We start from the raw sequence: 20,973 nt of genomic DNA, 5'->3' as shown, positions 1-20,973 counted from the left end.
CGGGTGCGGCCCGGGCCGGCTACGGCATCGGGTCGGCGTCGCAGTTGGAGCGCCGCCAGGCCTCCGCGTCGACGCAGCCGGGATGACCGGCGCCCAGCTGGGTCCGCAGCCCTTCCACGGCGGCCGCGTGCATGGTCTCGGCTTCCGGGGTCTGTCCCAGTGCCCGCAGGTCACAGGCGATGTTGTTCATCAGGGCCAGCGCCGTGGGGTGCTCTTCGCCCAGCGTGGCCCTCACCCGCTCCAGCGTGGCCTGATCCAGTTCGAGAGCGCCCTCGGCGTCGCCCTGCGCGAACATGTCGCTGGCGAGGTTGGTGGCGCACACCAGCACCGTGGGGTGGTCGTCCCCCAGCGCCCTGCGCGCCCGCTCCAGCGCGCTCTCGTTGAGGGCGCGGGCGGCCTCGACGTCGCCGACCAGCCGCAGGGTGATGGCGAGGTCGATGTCCGCCGCGACCGTGTCCGGGTGGTGGGAACCGAAGACCTCCCCGTAGAGGTCCCGGGTCTTCTCACCGAGCTTCAGGGAGTTCTCCAGGTCGCCCATCTGACGCAGGTCGACCGACAGGTTGAGGGAGGCCACCAGCGAGTCCGGGCTGCGCTCGCCGTAGCGGTCGATGAGCGCCTTGCTGGCCTGCCGGCTGAGTTCGTAGGCGGACTCGTGGTCGCCCGCCTTGCGCCGCGACACGGCCAGCCGGGCCGCCGCCCGCAGGGTGTGCGGGTTGGACTCCCCGAAGACGCTGCGGTACTTCTCCACGATCTCTTCGAACATCCGCACGGCGAGGGCGTAGTCGCCGGCCTCGCGCCGGTCGAGCGCCAGGCCCATCTCGGACAGAAGGCTGTCGTACGCCTCTTCGCCGTAGATCAGCACATTGCGGCGCCAGGTCTCGTCGTCCAGCTTCAGCGCCTCGCGGTAGTGGCCGCACGCCCGCAGGGCCACTGCCAGGTTGTGGGTGTGGTCCAGGGTCAGCGGGTCTTCCTCGCCATAGGCGCGCACGGCCCTTTCGTGGACCTCGCGGGCGATCTCCAGAGCCCCCAGGAAGTCACCGTGCGACCGGCGGTCGATCGCGACCGACCCCATGGTGGACAGCAGCTCCTCCTCCGCGTCCCCCTCGAGCTGCCGCACGGCGGCCAGCATGCGCTGGCTGAGCTCGGCGGCCTCCCCGTAGCGGCCCATGCGCCACAGCACGTACCACAGGCCACGGGAGAGGAGCAGTGTCTGCTGGTCGCCCTCGCCCCACTTCTCCTTCCAGCGTTCGTACGCCTTCTGGCTGAACTCGCGGGCGCTTTCGTGGTCGCCCCAGTAGTACAGGTACTCCGCGGTGTTGATGACGAGCTGCCGGACGTTGCCGACCTCCGACTCGATCGCGCCGGACTCGACCACGTGCGGGTACAGGTCACCGAACCGCCCCCAGTGGTCGGGGTCGCGGGGGTCGCGGGGGGCGTTCGCCGCGAGCAGAAGGTGCGCGCCCTGCCGCATGCGCTGGCGCTGTTCGTCCGTCATACGGGCGATGAGCACCGCCTGCACCAGCCGGTGCATCTGAATGCTGTTGTTGCGGTGGTCGATCTTGGCCAGCGAGTAGCGGTTGATCTCCCGGATGGCCCGGGCCAGCCGCAGGGGGTCCGTCAGGGCCCGGTCCAGGTCGGGCGCGATGGGCTGGACCGGAGCCCCGGAGAAGAGGGAACGCGCGATCGGCTCGGGAGCGAAGTAGGCGCAGATCTGCAGCAATTGCAGCGCCGCGGGATTCTTGCTCGCCAGATGGTCGAGCGAGACGTTCCAGGCGGTGGCAACGGTCTGCTCGTAGTGCGTGGGAGGGGAAACAGTCATCAGTTCTGCGCGTTTCTCTGCGAACAGGCGTAGGTACTCGGCCGCGGGCATTCCTGTCTCGGCTCGCCAGGCCGAGGCCTGCTCGACAGCGAGTGGCAGATCGCCCAGGACATGGGCGAGCTGATCTGCGTCCTCGTCGGACAGGTCGGGGTTGCGGCGCTGAAGTAGTTGAATGCTCTCTTCGCGCTCGAACACATCGACTTCAAGTGGCCGGGCAAGAGTATTCCACTGCGGGTTGCGTGAGGTGACGATGATGGAGCCGTTGGGCCCGTTTTCCGATCCGCTGGGGAAGAAGTCCTGCACGGCCTCGGGGCTCTCGGCGTTGTCGAAAACGAGAAGCCATTTGCTGTAGGGGTTTCCGGTGCGCAGGGCTTCCAGCACGGCCGGCACGGCGGTGATGGCCTCGCTGCTGACCGGCAGGTGCAGTCGGTGGGCCAGTTCCACCAGGGCCTGGGCGATCTGGGTGGGGCGCTCCGCCGGGATCCACCAGACGATGTCGTACTGGCTCGCCTGCCGGTAGACGTATTCCTGTGCGAGCTGGGATTTGCCGACTCCGCCCAGACCGTGCAGCGCATGGGGAAGGACCGCTGTCGGTCCGCCACGCAGTTCCCGCTCCAGCCGCTGCAGAAGATCCTCGCGCCCCGTGAAGACGAGATTCCGGGGTGGCATGTTCCCCCACACGGCGGGGCGCGCGGAAGCAGGCGTCGAGGCCCGACCAAGATCAATAGTTGTCCGCGGTGCTGTGGCGGAGTAACCGGTGACCACTGTGGCGTCTCCTGAAAGGGGGCCGGCATCAGCCTGGCCGAGTTGCTCGGTGAGCACCGTCGCCTCGGGGGAGTTCGGTTCAGTCACTATGCCATAGCTTTCCGTGTCTGGGGTGGTGTGCCGGTCACCGCGTGTCGATTTACTCATGTGCTGTTTCGATTCCTCATGCGCCCGAATGAGTTGCCCAATGACGTGGGCCCGGCGCGCATGCGCGCCGGAGAGTGATCTCAGCACCGTCTGTTCTATCTCGCGCAGGTGCCGATCGGTGTCGGTAATTCGCGGGTTCGAGGTGTTCGCCCCATCCAGGTATGCCAGCATTTCGCGGGCCGCGCCACTGTGCGGGGCGAGCAACTCGGCTGCTGTTTTCGTCGCCCGTTCCGTGGCCTGCCGATTGCTCGCCGCCAGAACTTCGGCCCGTACACCGGGGCGAAAGGAGAAAGCGGTCTCGCCCGCCGACGGATCGGGTTCCACCAGGTCGCTCATGAGGAACTCGGCCAGATGCTCCGGGCCGGTGCGGGGCATGGTCCGCCTCTGCAGCGCCGTCATGAGCGGCAGGTCCAGCGGCGCCGTGGCGAGCCGGGTGGCCAGTTCGAAGGAGTCGGGGGACGACCACACGCGGAACAGCGCGACCCGTTCGGCCGCGCTCCGTTCGCCGCGTTCGGAGGCCGGCGCCGGCTCGGCGGGCGGCCGTGCCTTGCGGGGCAGGACGAGGGCCGCCAGCTCGGTCCATCGGGGGGTGTCACCGGCGAGGAACTCGGTCCAGGGCGACAACCAGCCGCCCGACAGTTCCAGCACGGGGACGACGGTGTGCTTGCGGCGTCGTCCGCCCCCGCCGGCCGACCCGACGTACTCCCAGGCGGGGCTGGCACGCCACGGCCCGGAGGCGTGCAGCCGGACGCGCTGCGGCTGCAGTGCGGTGCGGTGCCACAGGCGCTGGGGAAGCACGTGGAGGACCGTCGCCGGCTGGTGCCGTCCCCAGACCGCCAGATGTGCCTGCACGCCGCCTGAGCGCCAGGCCGGTCCCAGACCGTCGGTGAGCACGAAGACCAGCGTGCGTCCGCTGTGGTCCACCAGGCGCCGCGGGGACTGCTTCTCACCGGAACCCGGCAGCCGAACGGTCACCTCGCCGTCGGGGGAACCGGAGTCGAGATGGAGCACCCTGAAGTCCCCGAAGCCGGCGTAGGTGCGGAACAGGTCGGCGACCTGCTCGGCCGTCTCCTTCCACACGGCCATGCGGGGCGCGACGTCGATGAGGAGGACCGCTTTCCACCGCGGCCCCGGCCCCGGGCGGAACACCGGAGGCAGCCCGGCCGCGACCGCGAGGCGCTCGGCCGTGGCCTGGAGGTCGATCCGTGGTTCATCGGGGTCCGGCACGGGCCGGCGCAGGGGCCGCAGGGCACGGGCGAACGAACGCGGCTGCAGAGCGGACGGGTGGCTGCGTACGGGCCTGACGGGCCGGGGGTCCGCGACGGTGCCCACGCCCGACGCGTCGACCGGTACACCTTCGCCGAGCCGCACCAGGGGGACCGGATCGGGTCCCGCAGGCGGGTGATCCGCTGGGTCGCGGGTCGTGTCGTCGTGCTGTCCGGGTAAGTCCCCGTTGCGCTGTTCCCTGCGCGGGAAGCGGGGGGTGGGCGGATCGGTCCGAGGCGGATCGAGGACGGCCCGGTCGTGCGGTCCGGGGTCCGTCCGCGGGGTGCGGAAGCCGACGGCGGTTCGTGGGTGTCCGTCGCTCGCGAGCTCCGGATGGTGCGCCGCCAGCCACAGCGCGTCCGCGATGTCCCGCGGATGGAGGTCGCGGACGGGCATGCCGGAGGAGTCCGCGGCGGGAGACGGGCCACGTCGTCCGTCGGCCGCAGCGTGACCGTTGACCTCCGGCGATCGGTCAGGCACCCCAGTCCGCCCCATCTCCGTTCAATGGGTGCCAAATGGCGTCGAGGACGGCCTGCCACTCGGCACGGTCCTCATCACGGTAGGAGTGTGCGCCCGACGTGACCAGGTGTGCCGCATTGAGCAATTGGTCCGCGGCCAGTCCATCGACCTCGGCACTGCGTGTCATGAAGTCCCGGACGAGCCTTCCTTGTTCGTCTCCGAGCGAGTCCCCGAAGTGTGCGGCCACCAGCTCGCCCAGAGCTTCTGGGCCGGGGTCCGGTATGTCAAGTCGCAGGCATCGGCGCATGAACGCCTCGGGGAACTCCCGTTCACCGTTGGAGGTCATGATCACGATCGGGAATGATCGAGTCTTGATGATCCCGTTGTGAATCGATGCCGTCTGTCCGGGATCCGCCGTATGCACCGTGACGGTGTCGATCTGGCGCTTCACCCGAACGAGAGGCTGAACGGCGAACCACCCGTCCTCGAACAAGGAGAGCAGGTCGTTCGGCAGGTCCACGTTGCCCTTGTCGAGCTCGTCGATCAATAAGACCCGTGGCAGCCGGTGCGGCAGTAACGCCGTGCCCAGGGGCCCCAGCTGGATGAAATCGCCGATGTCCAGGGCAGGCGTCGACGCACCGTTCTCGGAGCCTTCCTCGCGGGTGGCGCGTTCCTGCGCGGCGAACCACGCCTGGCCCGCCTGGGCGCGCCCGAGCACGTCGTACTCGAACAATCCCGAGGCCAGTGTCGTGCGGCTGGTGACCGGCCATTGGAGGACGCGTCCCAGTCCCAGCTCCCGGGCGATGCGGTAGGCGAGGGTCGACTTGCCGACGCCCGGCCGGCCGCTCACCAGCAAGGGACGCCTGAGCAGGATCGCCGCGTTGACCATGCGGACCTCGGACGCCGGTGGTCGTCGGCGGGCCGTGGGCGGCCCGAGCCGCCGGTCCGCCTCCCCGTCCCCGGGCGGCTGGGGCTGCACCGGTCCTCCGTCGAAGGTGCGCCAGCGCGGCCCGGGCGGCCAGGCGCGTTCCTCGTACGGAGTCCCGTCGGTGAACGCGGCGCCGGTCCCGGTGTACAGCGGGCCGCCGGCCTCGCGGGCGCCGGACGGAAGCGGCCCTGCCTGAGATGAACTCATTCAATCCCCCCTACAAAGGCGGCAGGCGCTCCCGCACCGCCGCTCAACAACTGCTCGGGGTCGTCCCAGACGACGCAGAGCTGCTGAGCGGCGTCATGGGCACGGCCGTGTGAACGCGTTTGGGAATCGCTCTTCCACTGTCGTGCCTGAGTGGGAAAACCCGCTAGACCGCCTTCGGACAGGCCGTCCCTGACCATGCTGTGGAACTGTTCGGACGTCACGTCGCGGTGGTGTATGAAGACAGGGATGCCCAGATCAATGCCCACGCGAACTTCCCCCAGCCCCGCCTCGTTCCCGTAGGCCGGCGGCTCGCTGAGCACCATGGCGACGACGTCCTTCCGGGCCCCTATCGTCGCGTCCAGCCACTGCAGATACGCCGGCACGGCATCCTCCCGGCGGTCGCACCAGTGGACGGTGTCGTCACTGTCCTGGGAGTCCTTCCAGCGTGCCCAGCGCAGACGCCAGACCTGGTGCGCGTCGCGTCGCTGCAGCCGTTCCAGGCTGTGCAGGACGATCTCCGGGTACTTGCTGAACAGGGGATTGGGGTAGGCGAGGGAAGGGTCACGGTCCCACCACTCCACCGGCTCGTTGAGCAGCTCGGTCGGCAGGAAGAACTCCAGCACCACGTCCTCCGCCCGTGTGTGCCACAGCGAGGCCATGCGCGTCAGCAGGCCGGCCACCGTCGCCGGCACCTGGGACCGGGGGACGGGCTGCTGCGTCTCGCCCTCCTTGGCGTGGTGCAACTGCGAGGAGTCCGCGTACTTCACCCGGGCGGAGACCCAGTAGCGCTGTCTCCTGCGGTTCTGCCGGCGTCCGGTGCCCTGAGTGGGCATCAGGTCAGGCGCCAGTTTGAAGTAGAGCCGGATGACCGGGCGTTGCTTGCTCTCCGGGGCACTTCGTGCCGCAGGCGTCGAGGGCACGGGCGCGCCGGCGGCGATCGAAGGGGCCGCGGCAGGCTTGCGTCCCAGCCTTCTGCGCAGGTCGGTCAGTCCGCCTTCGAGGTCGGCCAGGCTCCACGCCGCGGCGAAGTGATCGTTCCAGCCCTGTAACTCACCCACGTGCGAGGCGAGGTCCTCGTGCAGCGCGAGGTGCTCCAGCAGCACCATGCCCGGGGGCAGTACCTCGTCCGGTGTCGTGGCACGGCCCGAGAGGTGCACGAACGCCCGCCAGGCGTCAACGCAGTAGGCGGGCAGCCGGATGCGGTCGCCGGTGATCCGCGCGACGATCGTGTCGAGGCCCGGCGGGCTGATCAGCAGGGCACGGCGCAGTGCCGTCCAGTCACGGCCCTCGTACAACTGCAGGGCGTACAACTCCTCCACCAGCGGGGCGAGGCGGTCCTCCAGGAGCGGCGCCACCAAAGCGGTGGCCTCCAGCAGAAGTGACAGCCCGTCAGCCCGTTCCTCGCAGACCCGCACGACCTCGAGGAACTCCTGGTGCGCGGTGGGTAATTCCCCCCACGGCTGGCTCCCGAGCAACTGTGCCAGCTCGCGCCGCCATTGCTGCCTTCCCCGTACGTCGGTGAGGGCGGGTGAATCCGCCAGCACTCCGACCAACTGGCGCAGGATGTGGCTCCGCCGCGCGTCCTGCGTCGCGAGCTGTTGTGGCATCTGTGACTCCCCCCGTGCCGCAGCATTCACACGGCGCCTGTACCGCAACTCGATCAGGGTAGGCCGCCCGGGCGCCGAGCCGAATACGTTCGGCGATTTTCGTCCCGGTCGGCAGGGAACGATGGACCCGGGTGCCCGCATCGGGTGCGGTGCGCCCGTAGGGGACTGGGGGGAACACCGTGAGCCATCCGTTGCCCGTGCCGATAACACGGCGGCAGAACGACGAGGACTTACAGAGGATCCTGCGAGCCGGCGAGTCGTCCCACGCCCGGGCCCGGCAATTGGCCGCTCTGCACATGTCCGTCTCCTTCCTGCTCGCCGCGTGCGCGGTGCTCGGGGTCTTCGTCACCTCGATGCAGGAGGCCCTCACCGTCGCCGGCTTCCTGTGGGCCCTGGTCTACTCGGCCGGCGCGAGTTCGTGGACGGAACGCGAGTTCCGCAGGGCGGCCCTGCTGCAGGAGACCTTCGACATCCGCCTGTACGAGCTGCCCTGGAACGAGGTCCTGGCGGGCGGCCCGCCCTCGGCCGACGAGGTCAGCCGCCTCGCCCGGCGCTACCGGGGCCCCGGGGAGAGGCTTCGCGACTACTACGAGATCCCCGACCTGCCCCGCCCGCTGGACGTCCTCTCCTGCATCCTGCAGAACCTCGCCTGGGGCGCCCGCGTACGGCGGCGGTTCGCCGCCGCGGTCCAGGGCGGCGTCGTGGTGTGGGTGGCGGCCGGGGTGCTGGTGGGCGTGGTGACGGAGGCAGCGCTCCTCTCCGTCCTCGTCAACTGGTTCGTGCCCTCACTGGGCCTGCTCCTGCTCGGCGTCGACACCTACCGCACCCAGCGCGACACCGCGGCCGTACGCGAGCACGCGCGGTCGGTGATCCTGCCGCGCATGCGGGAGTACGCCGAAGCGGGCATGCCGCCCGAGGACACCGGAAACCTGCTCGTCCTGGCCCGGCAGGCGCAGGACATCCTGCTGCGGACCCGGCTGCACCAGGCCCGGGTGCCCAACTGGTTCTTCAAGGCCTTCCTCGACAGTGACCGCGCCGACTTCGCCGCGGCGATGGACGAGGTGGGCGGCTGGCTGCCGCATCCTCCGCCGAGCCGGTAGGACGGGGCGTGCCAGGGGCGGCCGTCGCGCACCGGCCGCGCTCAGTACACGTCCCGCACGTACCGCTTCTCCGCCGCGAGCTGCTTCACGTACGCGGCGGCCTCCGCCTCGCCCATCCCGCCGTGTGCCCGTGCCACGTCGCGCAGGGCCCGGTCCACGTCCCTGGCCATGCGGGAGGCGTCGCCGCACACGTAGAAGCGGGCTCCGTCGCACAGCCAGTGCCACAGCTCCGGCCCGTGCTCGCGCATCCGGTCCTGCACGTACACCTTGTTGCGCTGGTCGCGGGAGAAGGCGGTGTCCAGGCGGGTCAGGGTGCCCTCGGCGAGCAGCGCGGTCAGTTCGTCCTCGTGGTAGAAGTCCGTCGCGCGGTGCTGCTCGCCGAAGAACAGCCAGTTCGGGGCCCGGTGGCCGAGGGCGCGCCGCTCCTGGAGGAAGCCGAGGAAGGGGGCGACGCCGGTGCCGGGACCGACCATGATCATCGGGGTCGAGGCGTCGGCCGGGGGCCGGAAGTGCGGTGAGCGCCGCACGAACACCGGCACCTCGGTGTCCGGCCCGGCGTCCGCGAGGAACGGCGAGCAGACCCCGCCGCGCGCCCGCCCGCTCAGGCTCTCGTAGCGCACCACCGACACCGTCAGCGACACCTTCCGGGGATCGACCAGCGGGCTGGACGAGATGGAGTACAGCCGCGGCTGGAGCCTGCGCAGCACCCCCGCCCACTCCCCGGCGCCCGCCCGCACCGCGTACTCGGCGACCACGTCCACGGCCTGCCGGCCCCAGCTCCACTGCGCCAGCCCGTCCTTGTTGTCGGGCCGCAGCAGCCGGCGCAGCTCGTGCCGGTCCCCCGCCCGGTCGGCGACGAAGCGCAGCAGGTCGGGGGTGATCCGCGTGATGTCGAGGTGCCGGTGCAGCGCCTCGGCGAACGGCACCTCCCCGGCACCGGCGACCTCCACGGGGGCCGAGGCGTCCAGCCCGGTCACCGCCAGCCACTCCTCGACCAGCGCGGGCGCGTTGACGGGCCGGACACCGAGCGCGTCCCCGGCCTCGTACGCCAGGTCCGTCCCGCTCGTGTCGAAGGTGAACCGCCGGACCTCCTTGCCCGCTCCCGGGCGGCTGAGCAGCCGGTTGCCGACGAGCCGGGCGGTGACCGCCGGGGGCTCGGGCCCGGCCTTCGGCCGCGGCGCGGTGGTGCCGCCCAGCGCCGAGAGCACCTGGTCGAGCCACGCCCCGGCCGACGGTTCGTAGTCCGGCTCGCAGTCCGTGCGCGGCGCCAGCCGCACTCCGCCGAGCTCGTCGAGCCGTGCGTCCAGCCGCCGCCCGTGCCCGCAGAAGTCGTCGTAGGAGGAGTCCCCGAAGGCGAGGACGGCGTAGCGCACGCCGTCCAGCCGCGGGGCCGCCGCGTCCGACAGCGTGTCCCACAGGCCCGTGCCGTTGTCGGGTGCGTCGCCGTCCCCGAAGGTGCTGGTGATGAACAGCAGGTCGGCCGTGCCGGCGAGGGCCTTGACGTCGGCCTCGTCCATGCCGACGAGACTCGTGCGGTGCCCGGTCGCGGTCAGCCGCTCGGCGGTGGCGGAGGCGAACTCCTCGGCGTTGCCGGTCTGCGAGGCCCACAGCACCACGACCTCACGGCCCGCCGGTTCCCGCGCGGGGACGGCCGGGGGCGCCGAGCGCGAGTACATGCCGGCGAGGACGCCGTTGACCCACAGGGCGTGCTCCGGGGAGAAGGGCGCGTCCGGCGGCAGCACGGGAACGCCCGGGGCACCCGAGCCGATCCCGGCGAGGAACCCGGTCAGGTACCGGCGCTCCCGGGAGGACAGCACCGGGGGAGGGGAGGGGTCGAGGCCGAAGGGGGAGGAGCCGCCCGGTGTCACGGCGGTGGGCAGGACAGCCGCCGGCCGCTCGTCCGCGGGCGCCGCCACCTTCGCCAGCGACACGGCGCACACCTTGAACTCCGGCTGGAACGACAGCGGATCGACGGCGTCGTTCGTCACCGCGTTGACACTCAGGTACTCGCCGAACAGGTCGTTCCAGTGGAACGGCGCGAAAGCGCAGCCCGGCCGCACCCGGTCCGTCACCACCGCCGGCAGCACGGCCCGGCCGCGCCGCGACGCGACCTCCACGGCATCGCCCTCGGCGACACCGAGCGCCGAGGCGTCCCCGGGGTGGATCTCGACGAACGGCCCCGGGTTCAGCCGGCCGAGCCTGTCGACCTTCCCGGTCTTGGTCAGCGTGTGCCACTGGTGCTGCACCCGGCCCGTGTTGAGCACGAACGGGTAGTCGTCGTCGGGCAGTTCGGCGGCGGGCAGATGCGGCCGGGTGAAGAACACCGCCCGCCCGGAGGGCGTCGGGAAGCGCGGTCCGTCCTCACCGGCGTACCGGACCGGGTTGCGCTCGGGTCCGTCCTCGTGCGCGGCCGGCCACTGCACGGGCGTCGCCCGCAGCCGCTCGTGGCTGACCCCGCGCAGATCCCACCCGGTGACCGGGTTCCAGAACCGCCGGATCTCCTCGAAGACCTGCTCGGCACTGCCGTAGGAGAACCCCTCCTCGTAGCCCATCGCGCACGCGACCTCGGCGATGATCCGCCAGTCGGCCCTGGCCTCCCCGGGCGGGTCCACGGCCTGCTGTGTCAGCGTGAGGGTGCGCTCGCTGTTGACGAAGACGCCCTCCGCCTCGCTCCACATCGCGCCCGGCAGCACCACGTCGGCGTACGCGTTCGTCTCGGTGTCCGCGAACACGTCCTGCGTGACGACGAACTCGGCCGCCTCCAGGCCCTCGATGACCGTACGGCGGTTGGCGACCGAGGCGACGGGATTGGTGCAGATGATCCAGCAGGCCTTGATCGCGCCCTGGGCCATCTCGCGGAACATCTCCACGGTGCCCCGCCCGGCGCCGTCGGCGCGCAGGGTGCCCGGCGGCAGCTCCCACACCTCCTCGGCGAACGCCCGGTCCTCGGCGACCAGGACCGACCGCTGTCCCGGCAGCCCCGGGCCCATGTAGCCCATCTCGCGTCCGCCCATGGCGTTGGGCTGCCCGGTGAGGGAGAAGGGCCCGGCGCCCGGACGGCAGATCGCGCCGGTGGCCAGGTGCAGGTTGACCAGGGCGTTGGTGTTCCAGGTGCCGTGGGTGGACTGGTTCAGGCCCATGGTCCAGGCGGACACCCACCGCCGGCCGGCGGCGCCGATCAGCCGGGCGGCCTCGCGCAGGTCGTCCTCGGCGATCCCGGTGATCGCGGCGACCGCGGCCGGGCCGTAGCCGGTGAGGAAGGCGGGCATCGCCTCCCAGCCCTCGGTGTGCGCCGCGACGAAGTCCGGATCGGTGTGCCCGCCGTCGTGCAGCAGGTGCAGCAGGCCGTTCAGGAGCGCCAGGTCGGTGCCGGGCCTGATCTGCAGGAACAGATCGGCCTTCGCCGCGGTGGCGGTGCGCCGCGGATCGACGACGATCAGCGGGGCGCCCGCCTTGACCCGCTCCATCATCCGCAGGAAGAGGACCGGGTGGCAGTCGGCCATGTTCGACCCGATGACGAGGAAGGCGTCCGCCCGGTCGAAGTCCTCGTACGACCCGGGCGGCCCGTCGGCGCCCAGCGACAGCTTGTAGCCGGTGCCCGCGCTCGCCATGCACAGCCGCGAGTTCGACTCGATCCGGTTGGTCCGCACGAACCCCTTGGCCAGCTTGTTCGCCAGGTACTGCGCCTCCAGGCTCATCTGCCCGGACACGTAGAAGGCGACCGCGTCCGGGCCGTGCTCGTCGACGATCGCCCGCAGCCGCGCCGCGGTCTCGGCGACCGCGTCGGCCACGGGCGTCGGAACCCCCTCCGCGCCCCGGTCGTCCCGCACCAGCGCGGTGGTCAGCCGCCCGGGCGCGGCGAGCATCTCGGCGGTGGTCGCGCCCTTGGTGCACAGCCGCCCGGCGTTCGCCGGGTGCGCCTTGTCGCCGGAGGCCCTCAGCACGGTGCGCCGCCCGTCCGGTCCCGTCGCCACGTCGAGGACGAGACCGCAGCCCACTCCGCAGTACGAGCAGACGGTGCGGACCTGCCGCGTGTCCTGGCGGGTCCCGGGGGTCGAGGTCATGCGACGACGGTACGAATCGCCCGTTACGCCGCTGTCACACGGCTCGATCAGCGGGCGTTACGCCCGTCACACAGGAGCCTTCAGGCCGTTGTGAGGTGCAATGAGGTCGCTGAGCGTGTCGCAGTTGGGCCGAACGGGTGACTCTGCGCAAGAATTGGCCGATGCAGACAGCCAGTGCGAGCCAGGACGGAGCATGCCGGTGAACAGCCACGATGTCACCGACGAACAGTGGGAGGGGCTCGCCCAGGTCGTGCCGCTGCGGGGCCGGGACGCCTGGCCGTCCTCCGTCGACCACCGGTCCGTCCCCGAGGCGGAGACCGAGGCGCGGCGCCGCTTCGTGGTGCTGCGGGTGAACGTCTTCGCCGACGCGCGGGACGTCGCCGAGACGCTGATGGCGGGCGTGCCGGTGCTGCTCGACCTGACCGGCGCGGAGACGGAGGTCGCCAAGCGCGTGCTCGACTTCAGCACCGGCGTCGTCTTCGGCCTGGCCAGCGGGATGCACCGGGTCGACCGGAACGTGTTCCTGCTGACGCCGGCCGGCACCGAGGTGACGGGGCTGATGGAGGGCGTCGGGGTCCCCGGGGCCTGACCGCCGGAGCCCCGGGCGACCTGAGGGCCGTCGAGCCACTTCACCGTGCGATGGCCGTGCCCGACGGGGGGAGTGCCGTACCTCCGTACCGCCGGATCGCCCGATCGTGGGAAGCCTCCGGAGACGGAACGGTTCGTCCCGTTTCCGGAGTCCTACGGTCCGGACATGACCCAGCCCTCCGCTCCCGCCCCCCTCGCGCAGTCCGGCGCCGTCCCCGCCCACCCCGGCCGGCCGCGCATCACCGAGCTGCGCCTGTCCGCCTTCACCACCCACCGCCGCGCCGCGCTCCCGCTCGGACCGCTCACCCTCCTCGCCGGCCCCAGCGGCTCCGGCAAGACCGGCGCGCTGCGGGCGTACGAGGCCCTCGCCCGGCTCGGGGGCGGCGCCGCGCTCGGCGAGGCGTTCCCGGACCCCGCCGCCTGTGTGCCGGAGCGGGCCCGGCCCGACCGGCTGGGCCGCCGGGGCTTCCGCATCGGCTGCACGTCCGACGGCCCCGCCGGTCCCGTCCGGCTCGACGTCGCCGTGCAGGCCGAGCCCGAACCCCGGGTGGTGGGCGAGCGGTTGACGTCCGACGGCCTCGTCCTGATGCGGACCGCCCTGCGCGACCCCGCCCAGCGCGTCCTCCAGGCCGCCTGGCACACCTCCGGGCCCGCCCCGGTGATCCACGCCCCGCTGCCCGACGACCGGCTCGGCACCGCCCTGCTCCCGCTGCGCGTGGCCGGCCGGACGCCCGGGCAGCGCAGGGTGCTGGCCGCCGCCGAGCAGACGGTCGTCGCCCTGCGCTCCGCCTTCGCCTGCGACCCGGAACCCGCCCGGATGCGCGAGCCCGTGCCCGCCGGCTCCGGACGCCTGCTCGGCGACTGCGGCAACCTCGCCGACGTGCTGTGGCGCACCCGCTCCGAGTGCGGACGGCGGCACGCGCAGTTCGTCGCCGCCGTGCGGGCGGGCTGTGCGGGGCCGGTGGCGGACGTGCTCGCCCTGGCCGGTGCCGCCGGGACGGTCGGCGCGGTCCTGGACCGGGGCGACGGCGTCCGCACGCGGGCGGCCCGGCTCGGCGACGGAGAGCTGCGCTACCTCGCCCTCGCCCTGGTCCTGCTGACCGGCCCCGGCGTCCTGGAGGTCGACCCGGCCGGCGAGGTGCCCGCCGCGCTCCAGACGCTCACCGTCCTCGCCGACGGGTTCGACCGCGGCCTGGACCCGCGCCAGCGCCGGGAACTCCTCGGCCTCGCGGCCCGGATGTGCGAGCGGGGCCACCTCCGGCTCGTGGGCGCGGTCAGCGACGCCTCCTGGGCCGCAGAAACCGAGGGCGTCACGGTGGTACACCTGGGACCGTGACCGATCCACAGGACGCACCGCGCCCAGGCCCCCGTGACGAGACCCCGGACCTGGCCGGACTGCAGCGCCGGCTGGCCGAGTTCGCCGCCGCGCGCGACTGGCAGCCGTACCACACCCCCAAGAACCTGGTCTCCGCGCTCAGCGTCGAGGCGTCCGAACTGGTCGAGATCTTCCAGTGGCTGACGCCCGAGGAGTCGGCCCGCGTCATGGCCGACGAGGACACCGCGCACCGCGTCACCGACGAGGTCGCCGACGTCCTCGCGTACCTCCTCCAGCTGTGCGAGGTGCTCGGCATCGACCCGCTGGCGGCGCTGGAGGCGAAAATCGACCGGAACGAGCGGAGGTTCCCGATCCGGTAGCACGGTCCGACCGGCAGGAGGAGAAGAGTCCACTTGTACGCTGAGTAATCGAAATCCGGCCCGATTCCCCATCGTTGTCCCTTAATTTCCGTCTTCCTCTGGCTTTTGGTCTCACGACCCTTCACTCTGGGTAGTGAACAAGGGAGTTGAGCAGACGGACGCGCGGAGCGCGCAGGACAAGACGGGGGCAGCGCATGGACGCGGTGCGGCTCATCGTGACGAGCAGGCGGTCGCTGGCCGCGGGCGGCGGGATGCGGCAGCTCATGGCCGAGGTGTGGCAGGCGCAGGCCCTGGCGCAGGCCATAGGCAGCCGCCTGGCGGTCGCCGGACCGCCCGAACTGCGCGGCGAGGCCCTGGGACTGACGGAGCTGGCGGGCCGCGGCTGCGGCGTCCTCGACCCGCCCGAACTGGCCCCCGGCGAGCTGCGGGCGGGCCAGCTCACGGAACTGGGCGACGCCCGCCACACCCTCATGTACCTCGGTGGCCTGCTCGGCGAGGTCGGCATCGCCCTCGTCGCCCTCGCCTGCGCCGCCGACGACGAGGGCGCCTACTGGCAGTGCATGGAGGCCATCGACGCGGCGGACGAGTCCCGCGACCGCGTCCTGGAGATGCTCCGCAGACTCGCGGACCGGGAGCAGGCGTTACCCGAGCGGGAAGCGGGCTAGACGAGGCCGGTCCGCCCCTCCCCGCCGACCCGCCGCTCCCGGTCCCCGGAAACCTGAAGGCCCGCGGAAGCCTGAAGGCCCGCGGACGCCTGAAGATCTGCGGACGCCTGAAGATCCGCGTCCAGCGCCGACAGATCCGCGTTCAGCGCCGCCATCAGCTCCTCCATCTGCTGCAGCAGCCCTTTCGGCTGCCCGGTCCCGCCCTGCTGCGGCACGGTCTCTTCGGACATGACGGCCTCCTCGGCCCCCGGCCCCCGGGGGAGGCCGACACGGGTGACGCCCCGGCGGTCACCGGCCGGCGCGGAAGCCGGGGGCTCCGGCTCCGCCCGAGCCAACGATCATGAGCGGGGCCGGTCACCGGCAGGTCACGGGGCATCCGCGGTCATCCCGTAATTTCACCCGACCGGGGACCCGGCGGCGCGGGGGGACCGACCGTGTGGCCACGGGATGCGGCGTGCAGGATGGAAACATGGATCTTCGCATCTTCACCGAGCCCCAGCAGGGGGCGACCTACGACACTCTGCTCACCGTCGCCAAGGCCACCGAGGACCTCGGCTTCGACGCCTTCTTCCGCTCCGACCACTACCTGCGCATGGGCAACGTGGACGGCCTGCCCGGCCCCACCGACGCCTGGATCACGCTGGCCGGACTCGCCCGCGAGACCAAGCGCATCCGGCTCGGCACCCTGATGACCGCCGGCACCTTCCGGCTGCCCGGCGTGCTCGCCATCCAGGTCGCGCAGGTCGACCAGATGTCCGGCGGCCGCATCGAGCTGGGCCTGGGCGCCGGCTGGTTCGAGGAGGAGCACAAGGCCTACGGCATCCCCTTCCCCAAGGAGAAGTTCGCCCGCCTCGAGGAACAGCTGGCGATCGTGACCGGCCTGTGGTCGACGGCCCTCGGCAAGACCTTCGACTTCCACGGCACCTACTACGAACTCACGGACTCCCCCGCCCTGCCCAAGCCCGCGCAGGAGAAGATCCCGGTGCTCGTCGGCGGGCACGGCCCGACCCGCACCCCGCGCCTCGCCGCCAAGTACGCCGACGAGTTCAACATGCCGTTCGCCTCCGTCGAGGACAGCGAGCGCCAGTTCGGCCGCGTCCGCGCCGCCGCCGAGGAGGAGGGCCGCGGCGGTGACCTGACGTACTCCAACGCCCTGGTCGTCTGCGTCGGCCGCGACGACCAGGAGGTCGCGCGCCGGGCCGCCGCGATCGGCCGCGAGGTCGAGGAGCTCAAGCTCAACGGCCTGGCCGGCTCCCCGGCCGAGGTCGTCGACAAGATCGGCCGCTACGCCGCGATCGGCTCGTCCCGCATCTACCTGCAGGTCCTCGACCTGGACGACCTCGACCACCTGGAGCTGATCTCCTCGCAGGTGCAGTCGCAGCTGCCGTAGCGGGGCCGGTCCGCCCGCGCCCTCGATAAACGAAGGCGCTGGTGGGCACGGGTGTGCGAAGCTGTGGGCGTCGTCCTGCCGGGCCCCCGGGATCACCACTCCCGGGGGCTTTCGCGCGCACGGCACCACAGCCGTCCACCCAGCCGGAGAGGCCCTCCGCATGTTCCTGACGATCAGTACCACCGGCACCCCCGAGCGCCCCGCGACCGACCTCGGCCACCTGCTGCACAAGCATCCCGACAAGGCGCAGGCGTTCTCCACCTCCTCCGGCACCGCGCACGTCCTCTACCCCGAGGCGGACGCCCGGCGCTGCACGGCGGCGCTGCTGCTGGAGGTGGACGCCGTGGCCCTGGTCAGGAAGGGCAAGGGCAAGGGCCGCGGCGGCGCCCCGGACGCCGCCCTCGCGCAGTACGTCAACGACCGCCCCTACGCGGCCTCCTCCCTGCTCGCCGTGGCGCTGAGCGGCGTCTTCTCCAGCGCGATGAAGGGCGTCTGCCGCGCCCGTCCCGACCTGCCCGGGCAGGCCAGGCCCCTGCGGGTCGAGGTGCCCGCGCTGCCCGCACGCGGCGGCCCGGAGCTGGTACGCCGGCTGTTCGAGCCGCTCGGCTGGACGGTGACGGCCGAACCCGTGCCGCTGGACACGGAGTTCCCCGAGTGGGGCGCCTCGCGGTACGTGCGTCTCGCCCTGGACTCCACCGCGCTGACCGTCGCCGAGGCCCTGCGCCACCTGTACGTCCTGCTCCCCGTCCTGGACGACGCCAAGCACTACTGGGTCTCCTCCGACGAGGTCGACAAGCTGCTGCGCGCCGGCGAGGGCTGGCTGCCCGGCCACCCGGAGCAGAAGCTGATCACCAGCCGCTACCTCTCCCGCCGCTGGTCCCTGACCCGGCAGGCGACCGAGCGGCTGGAACTCGTCCGGCTCGCCCAGGCCGACGACAGCGAGGTCGAGACGATCGACAACGCGGTCGAGGCGGAGACCGGGACCGAGGAGAAGCCGGCCCCGCTGGCCGAGCAGCGCCGGGACGCGATTCTCACCGCCCTCACCCGGTCCGGAGCCGCCCGGGTCCTCGATCTGGGCTGCGGGCAGGGCCAGTTGGTGCAGCGGCTGCTCAAGGACCCGGCGTTCACCGAGATCGTCGGCGTCGACGTGTCCGTGCGCGCCCTCACCATCGCCGCCCGCCGTCTGAAACTGGACCGCATGGGCGAGCGGCAGGCCTCCCGCGTCACGCTCCTCCAGGGCTCGCTCGCCTACACCGACCGCCGGCTCAAGGGTTACGACGCCGCCGTGCTCAGCGAGGTCGTCGAGCACCTCGACCTGCCCCGGCTGCCGGCCCTGGAGTACGCCGTGTTCGGCGCGGCCCGCCCGCGCACGGTCGTCGTGACGACCCCGAACGTCGAGTACAACGTGCGCTGGGAGTCCCTCCCGGCCGGCCACGTCCGGCACGGCGACCACCGCTTCGAGTGGACCCGCGCGCAGTTCCGGGCCTGGGCCGAGGAGGTGGCCGGACGCCACGGCTACACGGTCGCGTACGAGCCCGTGGGCCCCGACGACCCGGAGGTGGGCCCGCCCACCCAGATGGCCGTGTTCACCCTGACCGTGGCGAAGGAGGCGAAGGCGGCATGACCGACACACGCGAGGGGCGCGTGCTGCCCGTCACCGACCTGTCCCTGGTGGTGCTCGTCGGCGCCTCCGGCTCCGGCAAGTCCACGTTCGCACGCAGGCACTTCAAGCCGACCGAGATCATCTCCTCCGACTTCTGCCGCGGTCTGGTCTCGGACGACGAGAACGACCAGAGCGCGACCAAGGACGCCTTCGACGTCCTGCACTACATCGCGGGCAAGCGCCTGGCCGCCGGCCGCCGCACGGTCGTGGACGCGACCAGCGTGCGGTCCGAGGCCCGCCGCCGGCTGATCGACCTGGCTCGCGAGCACGACGTGCTGCCCATCGCCATCGTGCTCGACGTGCCCGAGGAGGTGTGCGCCGAGCGCAACGCGGCCCGCACCGACCGCGCCGACATGCCCCGCCGGGTCATCCAGCGCCACATCCGCGAACTGCGCCGCTCCCTGCGCCACCTGGAGCGCGAGGGATTCCGCAAGGTGCACGTCCTGCGCGGCGCCGAGGAGGCCGAGCACGCCACGGTCGTCACCGAGAAGCGCTTCAACGACCTGACCCACCTCACCGGCCCGTTCGACATCATCGGCGACATCCACGGCTGCGCCGCCGAACTGGAGGCGCTGCTCGGCAAGCTGGGCTACACCGACGGCGTGCACCCCGAGGGCCGCACCGCCGTCTTCGTCGGCGACCTCGTCGACCGCGGCCCCGACAGCCCGGGCGTGCTGCGCCGCGTGATGTCCATGGTGAAGTCCGGCAACGCCCTGTGCGTGCCCGGCAACCACGAGAACAAGTACGGCCGTCACCTGCGCGGCCGCAAGGTCCAGCACACCCACGGCCTCGCCGAGACGATCGAGCAGATGGCGGGCGAGAGCGCGGAGTTCGCCGCCGAGGTGCGGCAGTTCCTCGACGGGCTCGTCAGCCACTACGTCCTCGACGGCGGCCGGCTCGTCGTCTGCCACGCCGGGCTGCCCGAGAAGTACCACGGCCGCACCTCCGGCCGGGTCCGCAGCCACGCCCTGTACGGCGACACCACCGGCGAGACCGACGAGTTCGGCCTGCCCGTGCGCTACCCGTGGGCGGAGGAGTACCGCGGCCGGGCGGCGGTCGTCTACGGCCACACCCCGGTCCCGGAGGCCACCTGGCTCAACAACACCATCTGCCTGGACACCGGCGCCGTCTTCGGCGGCAAGCTCACCGCGCTGCGCTGGCCGGAGCGCGAACTGGTCGACGTACCGGCCGAGCGGGTCTGGTACGAGCCGCTGAAGCCGCTGCGCAGCGAGGCGCCCGGCGGGCACGACGGCCGCCCGCTGGACCTGGCGGACGTGCAGGGCCGCCGGGTCGTGGAGACCCGGTACCAGGGGCGCGTCGCGGTCCGCGAGGAGAACGCGGCGGCGGCCCTGGAGGTCATGAGCCGCTTCGCGGTGGACCCGCGGCTGCTGCCGTACCTGCCGCCGACCATGGCCCCGACGGCCACCAGTCACATCGACGGCTACCTGGAGCACCCGGCCGAGGCCTTCGCCCAGTACGAGCGGGACGGCGTCGCCCGGGTCGTGTGCGAGGAGAAGCACATGGGCTCGCGGGCGGTGGCCCTGGTGTGCCGCGACGCGGAGACGGCCCGCAAGCGCTTCGGCGCCGGGGACGGCTCCACCGGCTCCCTCTACACCCGCACCGGCCGTCCGTTCTTCGACGACGGCACGGTCACCGAGGAGATCCTCGGCCGGCTGCGCACGGCGGCCGGCGAGGCGGCCCTCTGGGCGGACCTGGACACGGACTGGCTGCTGCTCGACGCCGAGCTGATGCCCTGGTCGCTGAAGGCGTCCGGGCTGCTGCGGTCGCAGTACGCCGCCGTGGGCGCCGCCTCCGGCGCCGCGCTCCCGGACGCGCTGGCCGCGCTGCGGGGCGCCGCAAAGCGGGGCGTGGACGTCTCCGGCCTGCTGGCCCGCACCGGCGAACGGGCGGCCGACGCCGAGGCGTTCACGGCGGCCTACCGCCGCTACTGCTGGACCACCGACGGCCTGGACGGCGTGCGCCTGGCCCCGTTCCAGATCCTCGCGGTCCGGGGCCGCAGCCTTGCCGCGCTCCCGCACGACGAGCAGCTCGCCCTGCTCGACCGGCTCGTCGAGCACGACGGCAGCGGCCTGCTCCGGACCACCCGCCGCCTCTACGTCGACACCGGCGACCCCGAGTCGGTGCGCGCCGGCACCGACTGGTGGCTGGAGATGACCGGCCGGGGCGGCGAGGGCATGGTCGTCAAGCCGCTCGGCGCGCTCGTCCGCGACGGTCGGGGCCGCCTGGTCCAGCCCGGCATCAAGTGCCGGGGCCGCGAGTACCTGCGGATCATCTACGGCCCCGAGTACACCCGCCCGGAGAACCTGGCCCGTCTGCGCTCCCGGTTCCTCAACCACAAGCGCTCCCTGGCGATCCGCGAGTACGCACTGGGCCTGGAGGCGCTGGACCGCCTGGCGGAGGGCGAGCCGCTGTGGCGGGTGCACGAGGCGGTGTTCGCGGTGCTGGCGCTGGAGTCGGAGCCGGTGGATCCGAGGCTGTGACGATCGGTTCCGGTCGGGCGTCCCACCCCAGGGGTGCTCGACCGGACGGCCCCCGCTCCCGCACCGACCGCGCCTGCCGGCCGGATCGTCGAGCGGGCCGTGCCCGGAC

Annotated in this window: 13 protein-coding genes; 8 read left to right on the top strand and 5 right to left on the bottom strand. The window is 72.4% G+C overall.

Annotated features, from left to right (window positions below):
• Positions 1–19: 19 nt before the first annotated feature.
• The 3 genes from fxsT to ABZY20_RS10415 all read right to left on the bottom strand — a co-directional run bounded on the left by fxsT (position 20) and on the right by ABZY20_RS10415 (position 7,198).
• The gene (gene fxsT / locus ABZY20_RS10425; RefSeq protein WP_356439441.1) at positions 20–4,393 is read right to left on the bottom strand and encodes an FxSxx-COOH system tetratricopeptide repeat protein; all 4,374 of its coding nucleotides are present in this window, start codon (positions 4,391–4,393) and stop codon (positions 20–22) included.
• 76 nt (positions 4,394–4,469) lie between these two features.
• A complete protein-coding gene (locus ABZY20_RS10420; protein ID WP_356439438.1) occupies positions 4,470–5,345 on the bottom strand; it encodes a MoxR family ATPase in 876 nt (291 codons plus the stop codon).
• Between the two features lie 242 nt (positions 5,346–5,587).
• Positions 5,588–7,198 (bottom strand): hypothetical protein, encoded by a 1,611-nt coding sequence (locus tag ABZY20_RS10415; RefSeq protein WP_356439436.1) that lies wholly within the window; start codon positions 7,196–7,198, stop codon positions 5,588–5,590.
• 179 nt (positions 7,199–7,377) lie between these two features.
• On the opposite strand from ABZY20_RS10415, the gene ABZY20_RS10410 reads away from it, so the two are divergent.
• Positions 7,378–8,298 (top strand): S-4TM family putative pore-forming effector, encoded by a 921-nt coding sequence (locus ABZY20_RS10410; protein WP_356439434.1) that lies wholly within the window; start codon positions 7,378–7,380, stop codon positions 8,296–8,298.
• Positions 8,299–8,339: 41 nt separating this feature from the next.
• Here the strand turns inward: ABZY20_RS10410 and ABZY20_RS10405 are convergent, their stop codons facing one another.
• A complete protein-coding gene (locus ABZY20_RS10405) occupies positions 8,340–12,362 on the bottom strand; it encodes a bifunctional nitrate reductase/sulfite reductase flavoprotein subunit alpha (protein ID WP_356439432.1) in 4,023 nt (1,340 codons plus the stop codon).
• A 193-nt stretch (positions 12,363–12,555) separates the two neighbouring features.
• Between ABZY20_RS10405 and ABZY20_RS10400 the strand changes: the two genes are divergently transcribed.
• The 4 genes from ABZY20_RS10400 to ABZY20_RS10385 all read left to right on the top strand — a co-directional run bounded on the left by ABZY20_RS10400 (position 12,556) and on the right by ABZY20_RS10385 (position 15,310).
• On the top strand, positions 12,556–12,951 hold the full coding sequence (locus tag ABZY20_RS10400) for a cell division protein SepF (RefSeq protein WP_356439429.1): 396 nt from the start codon (positions 12,556–12,558) through the stop codon (positions 12,949–12,951).
• 165 nt (positions 12,952–13,116) lie between these two features.
• The gene (locus ABZY20_RS10395) at positions 13,117–14,286 is read left to right on the top strand and encodes an ATP-binding protein (protein ID WP_356439427.1); all 1,170 of its coding nucleotides are present in this window, start codon (positions 13,117–13,119) and stop codon (positions 14,284–14,286) included.
• A complete protein-coding gene (locus ABZY20_RS10390; RefSeq protein WP_356439424.1) occupies positions 14,283–14,645 on the top strand; it encodes a nucleotide pyrophosphohydrolase in 363 nt (120 codons plus the stop codon). The genes ABZY20_RS10395 and ABZY20_RS10390 overlap by 4 nt, the downstream gene beginning before the upstream one ends.
• 194 nt (positions 14,646–14,839) lie before the next feature.
• Positions 14,840–15,310: a DUF6099 family protein gene (locus tag ABZY20_RS10385; protein ID WP_356439423.1), complete on the top strand. Its 471-nt coding sequence runs from the start codon at positions 14,840–14,842 to the stop codon at positions 15,308–15,310.
• On the opposite strand, the gene ABZY20_RS10380 is transcribed toward ABZY20_RS10385, so the two are convergent.
• A complete protein-coding gene (locus tag ABZY20_RS10380; protein ID WP_356439420.1) occupies positions 15,307–15,540 on the bottom strand; it encodes a hypothetical protein in 234 nt (77 codons plus the stop codon). The two genes, ABZY20_RS10385 and ABZY20_RS10380, sit on opposite strands and share 4 nt — an antisense overlap.
• A gap of 239 nt (positions 15,541–15,779) precedes the next feature.
• Here ABZY20_RS10380 and ABZY20_RS10375 point away from each other — a divergent pair, with 239 nt between their 5' ends.
• From ABZY20_RS10375 to ABZY20_RS10365, 3 genes are all read left to right on the top strand, one after another.
• Entirely contained in the window at positions 15,780–16,700 is a 921-nt protein-coding gene (locus tag ABZY20_RS10375) for an LLM class F420-dependent oxidoreductase (RefSeq protein ID WP_356439417.1), read from the top strand.
• 160 nt (positions 16,701–16,860) lie between these two features.
• Positions 16,861–18,324: a 3' terminal RNA ribose 2'-O-methyltransferase Hen1 gene (locus tag ABZY20_RS10370; RefSeq protein WP_356439414.1), complete on the top strand. Its 1,464-nt coding sequence runs from the start codon at positions 16,861–16,863 to the stop codon at positions 18,322–18,324.
• Positions 18,321–20,864 carry a polynucleotide kinase-phosphatase gene (locus tag ABZY20_RS10365; protein WP_356439412.1) on the top strand — a complete coding sequence of 848 codons (2,544 nt, stop codon included), beginning with the start codon at positions 18,321–18,323 and terminating at the stop codon, positions 20,862–20,864. The genes ABZY20_RS10370 and ABZY20_RS10365 overlap by 4 nt, the downstream gene beginning before the upstream one ends.
• Positions 20,865–20,973 lie beyond the last annotated feature (109 nt).

The organism is Streptomyces sp. NPDC006624, from assembly GCF_040611555.1.
GTDB lineage: Bacteria > Actinomycetota > Actinomycetes > Streptomycetales > Streptomycetaceae > Streptomyces.
The sequence above is the reverse complement of the archived record's forward strand: the minus strand, read 5'-3'. Positions and strand labels throughout refer to the sequence as shown.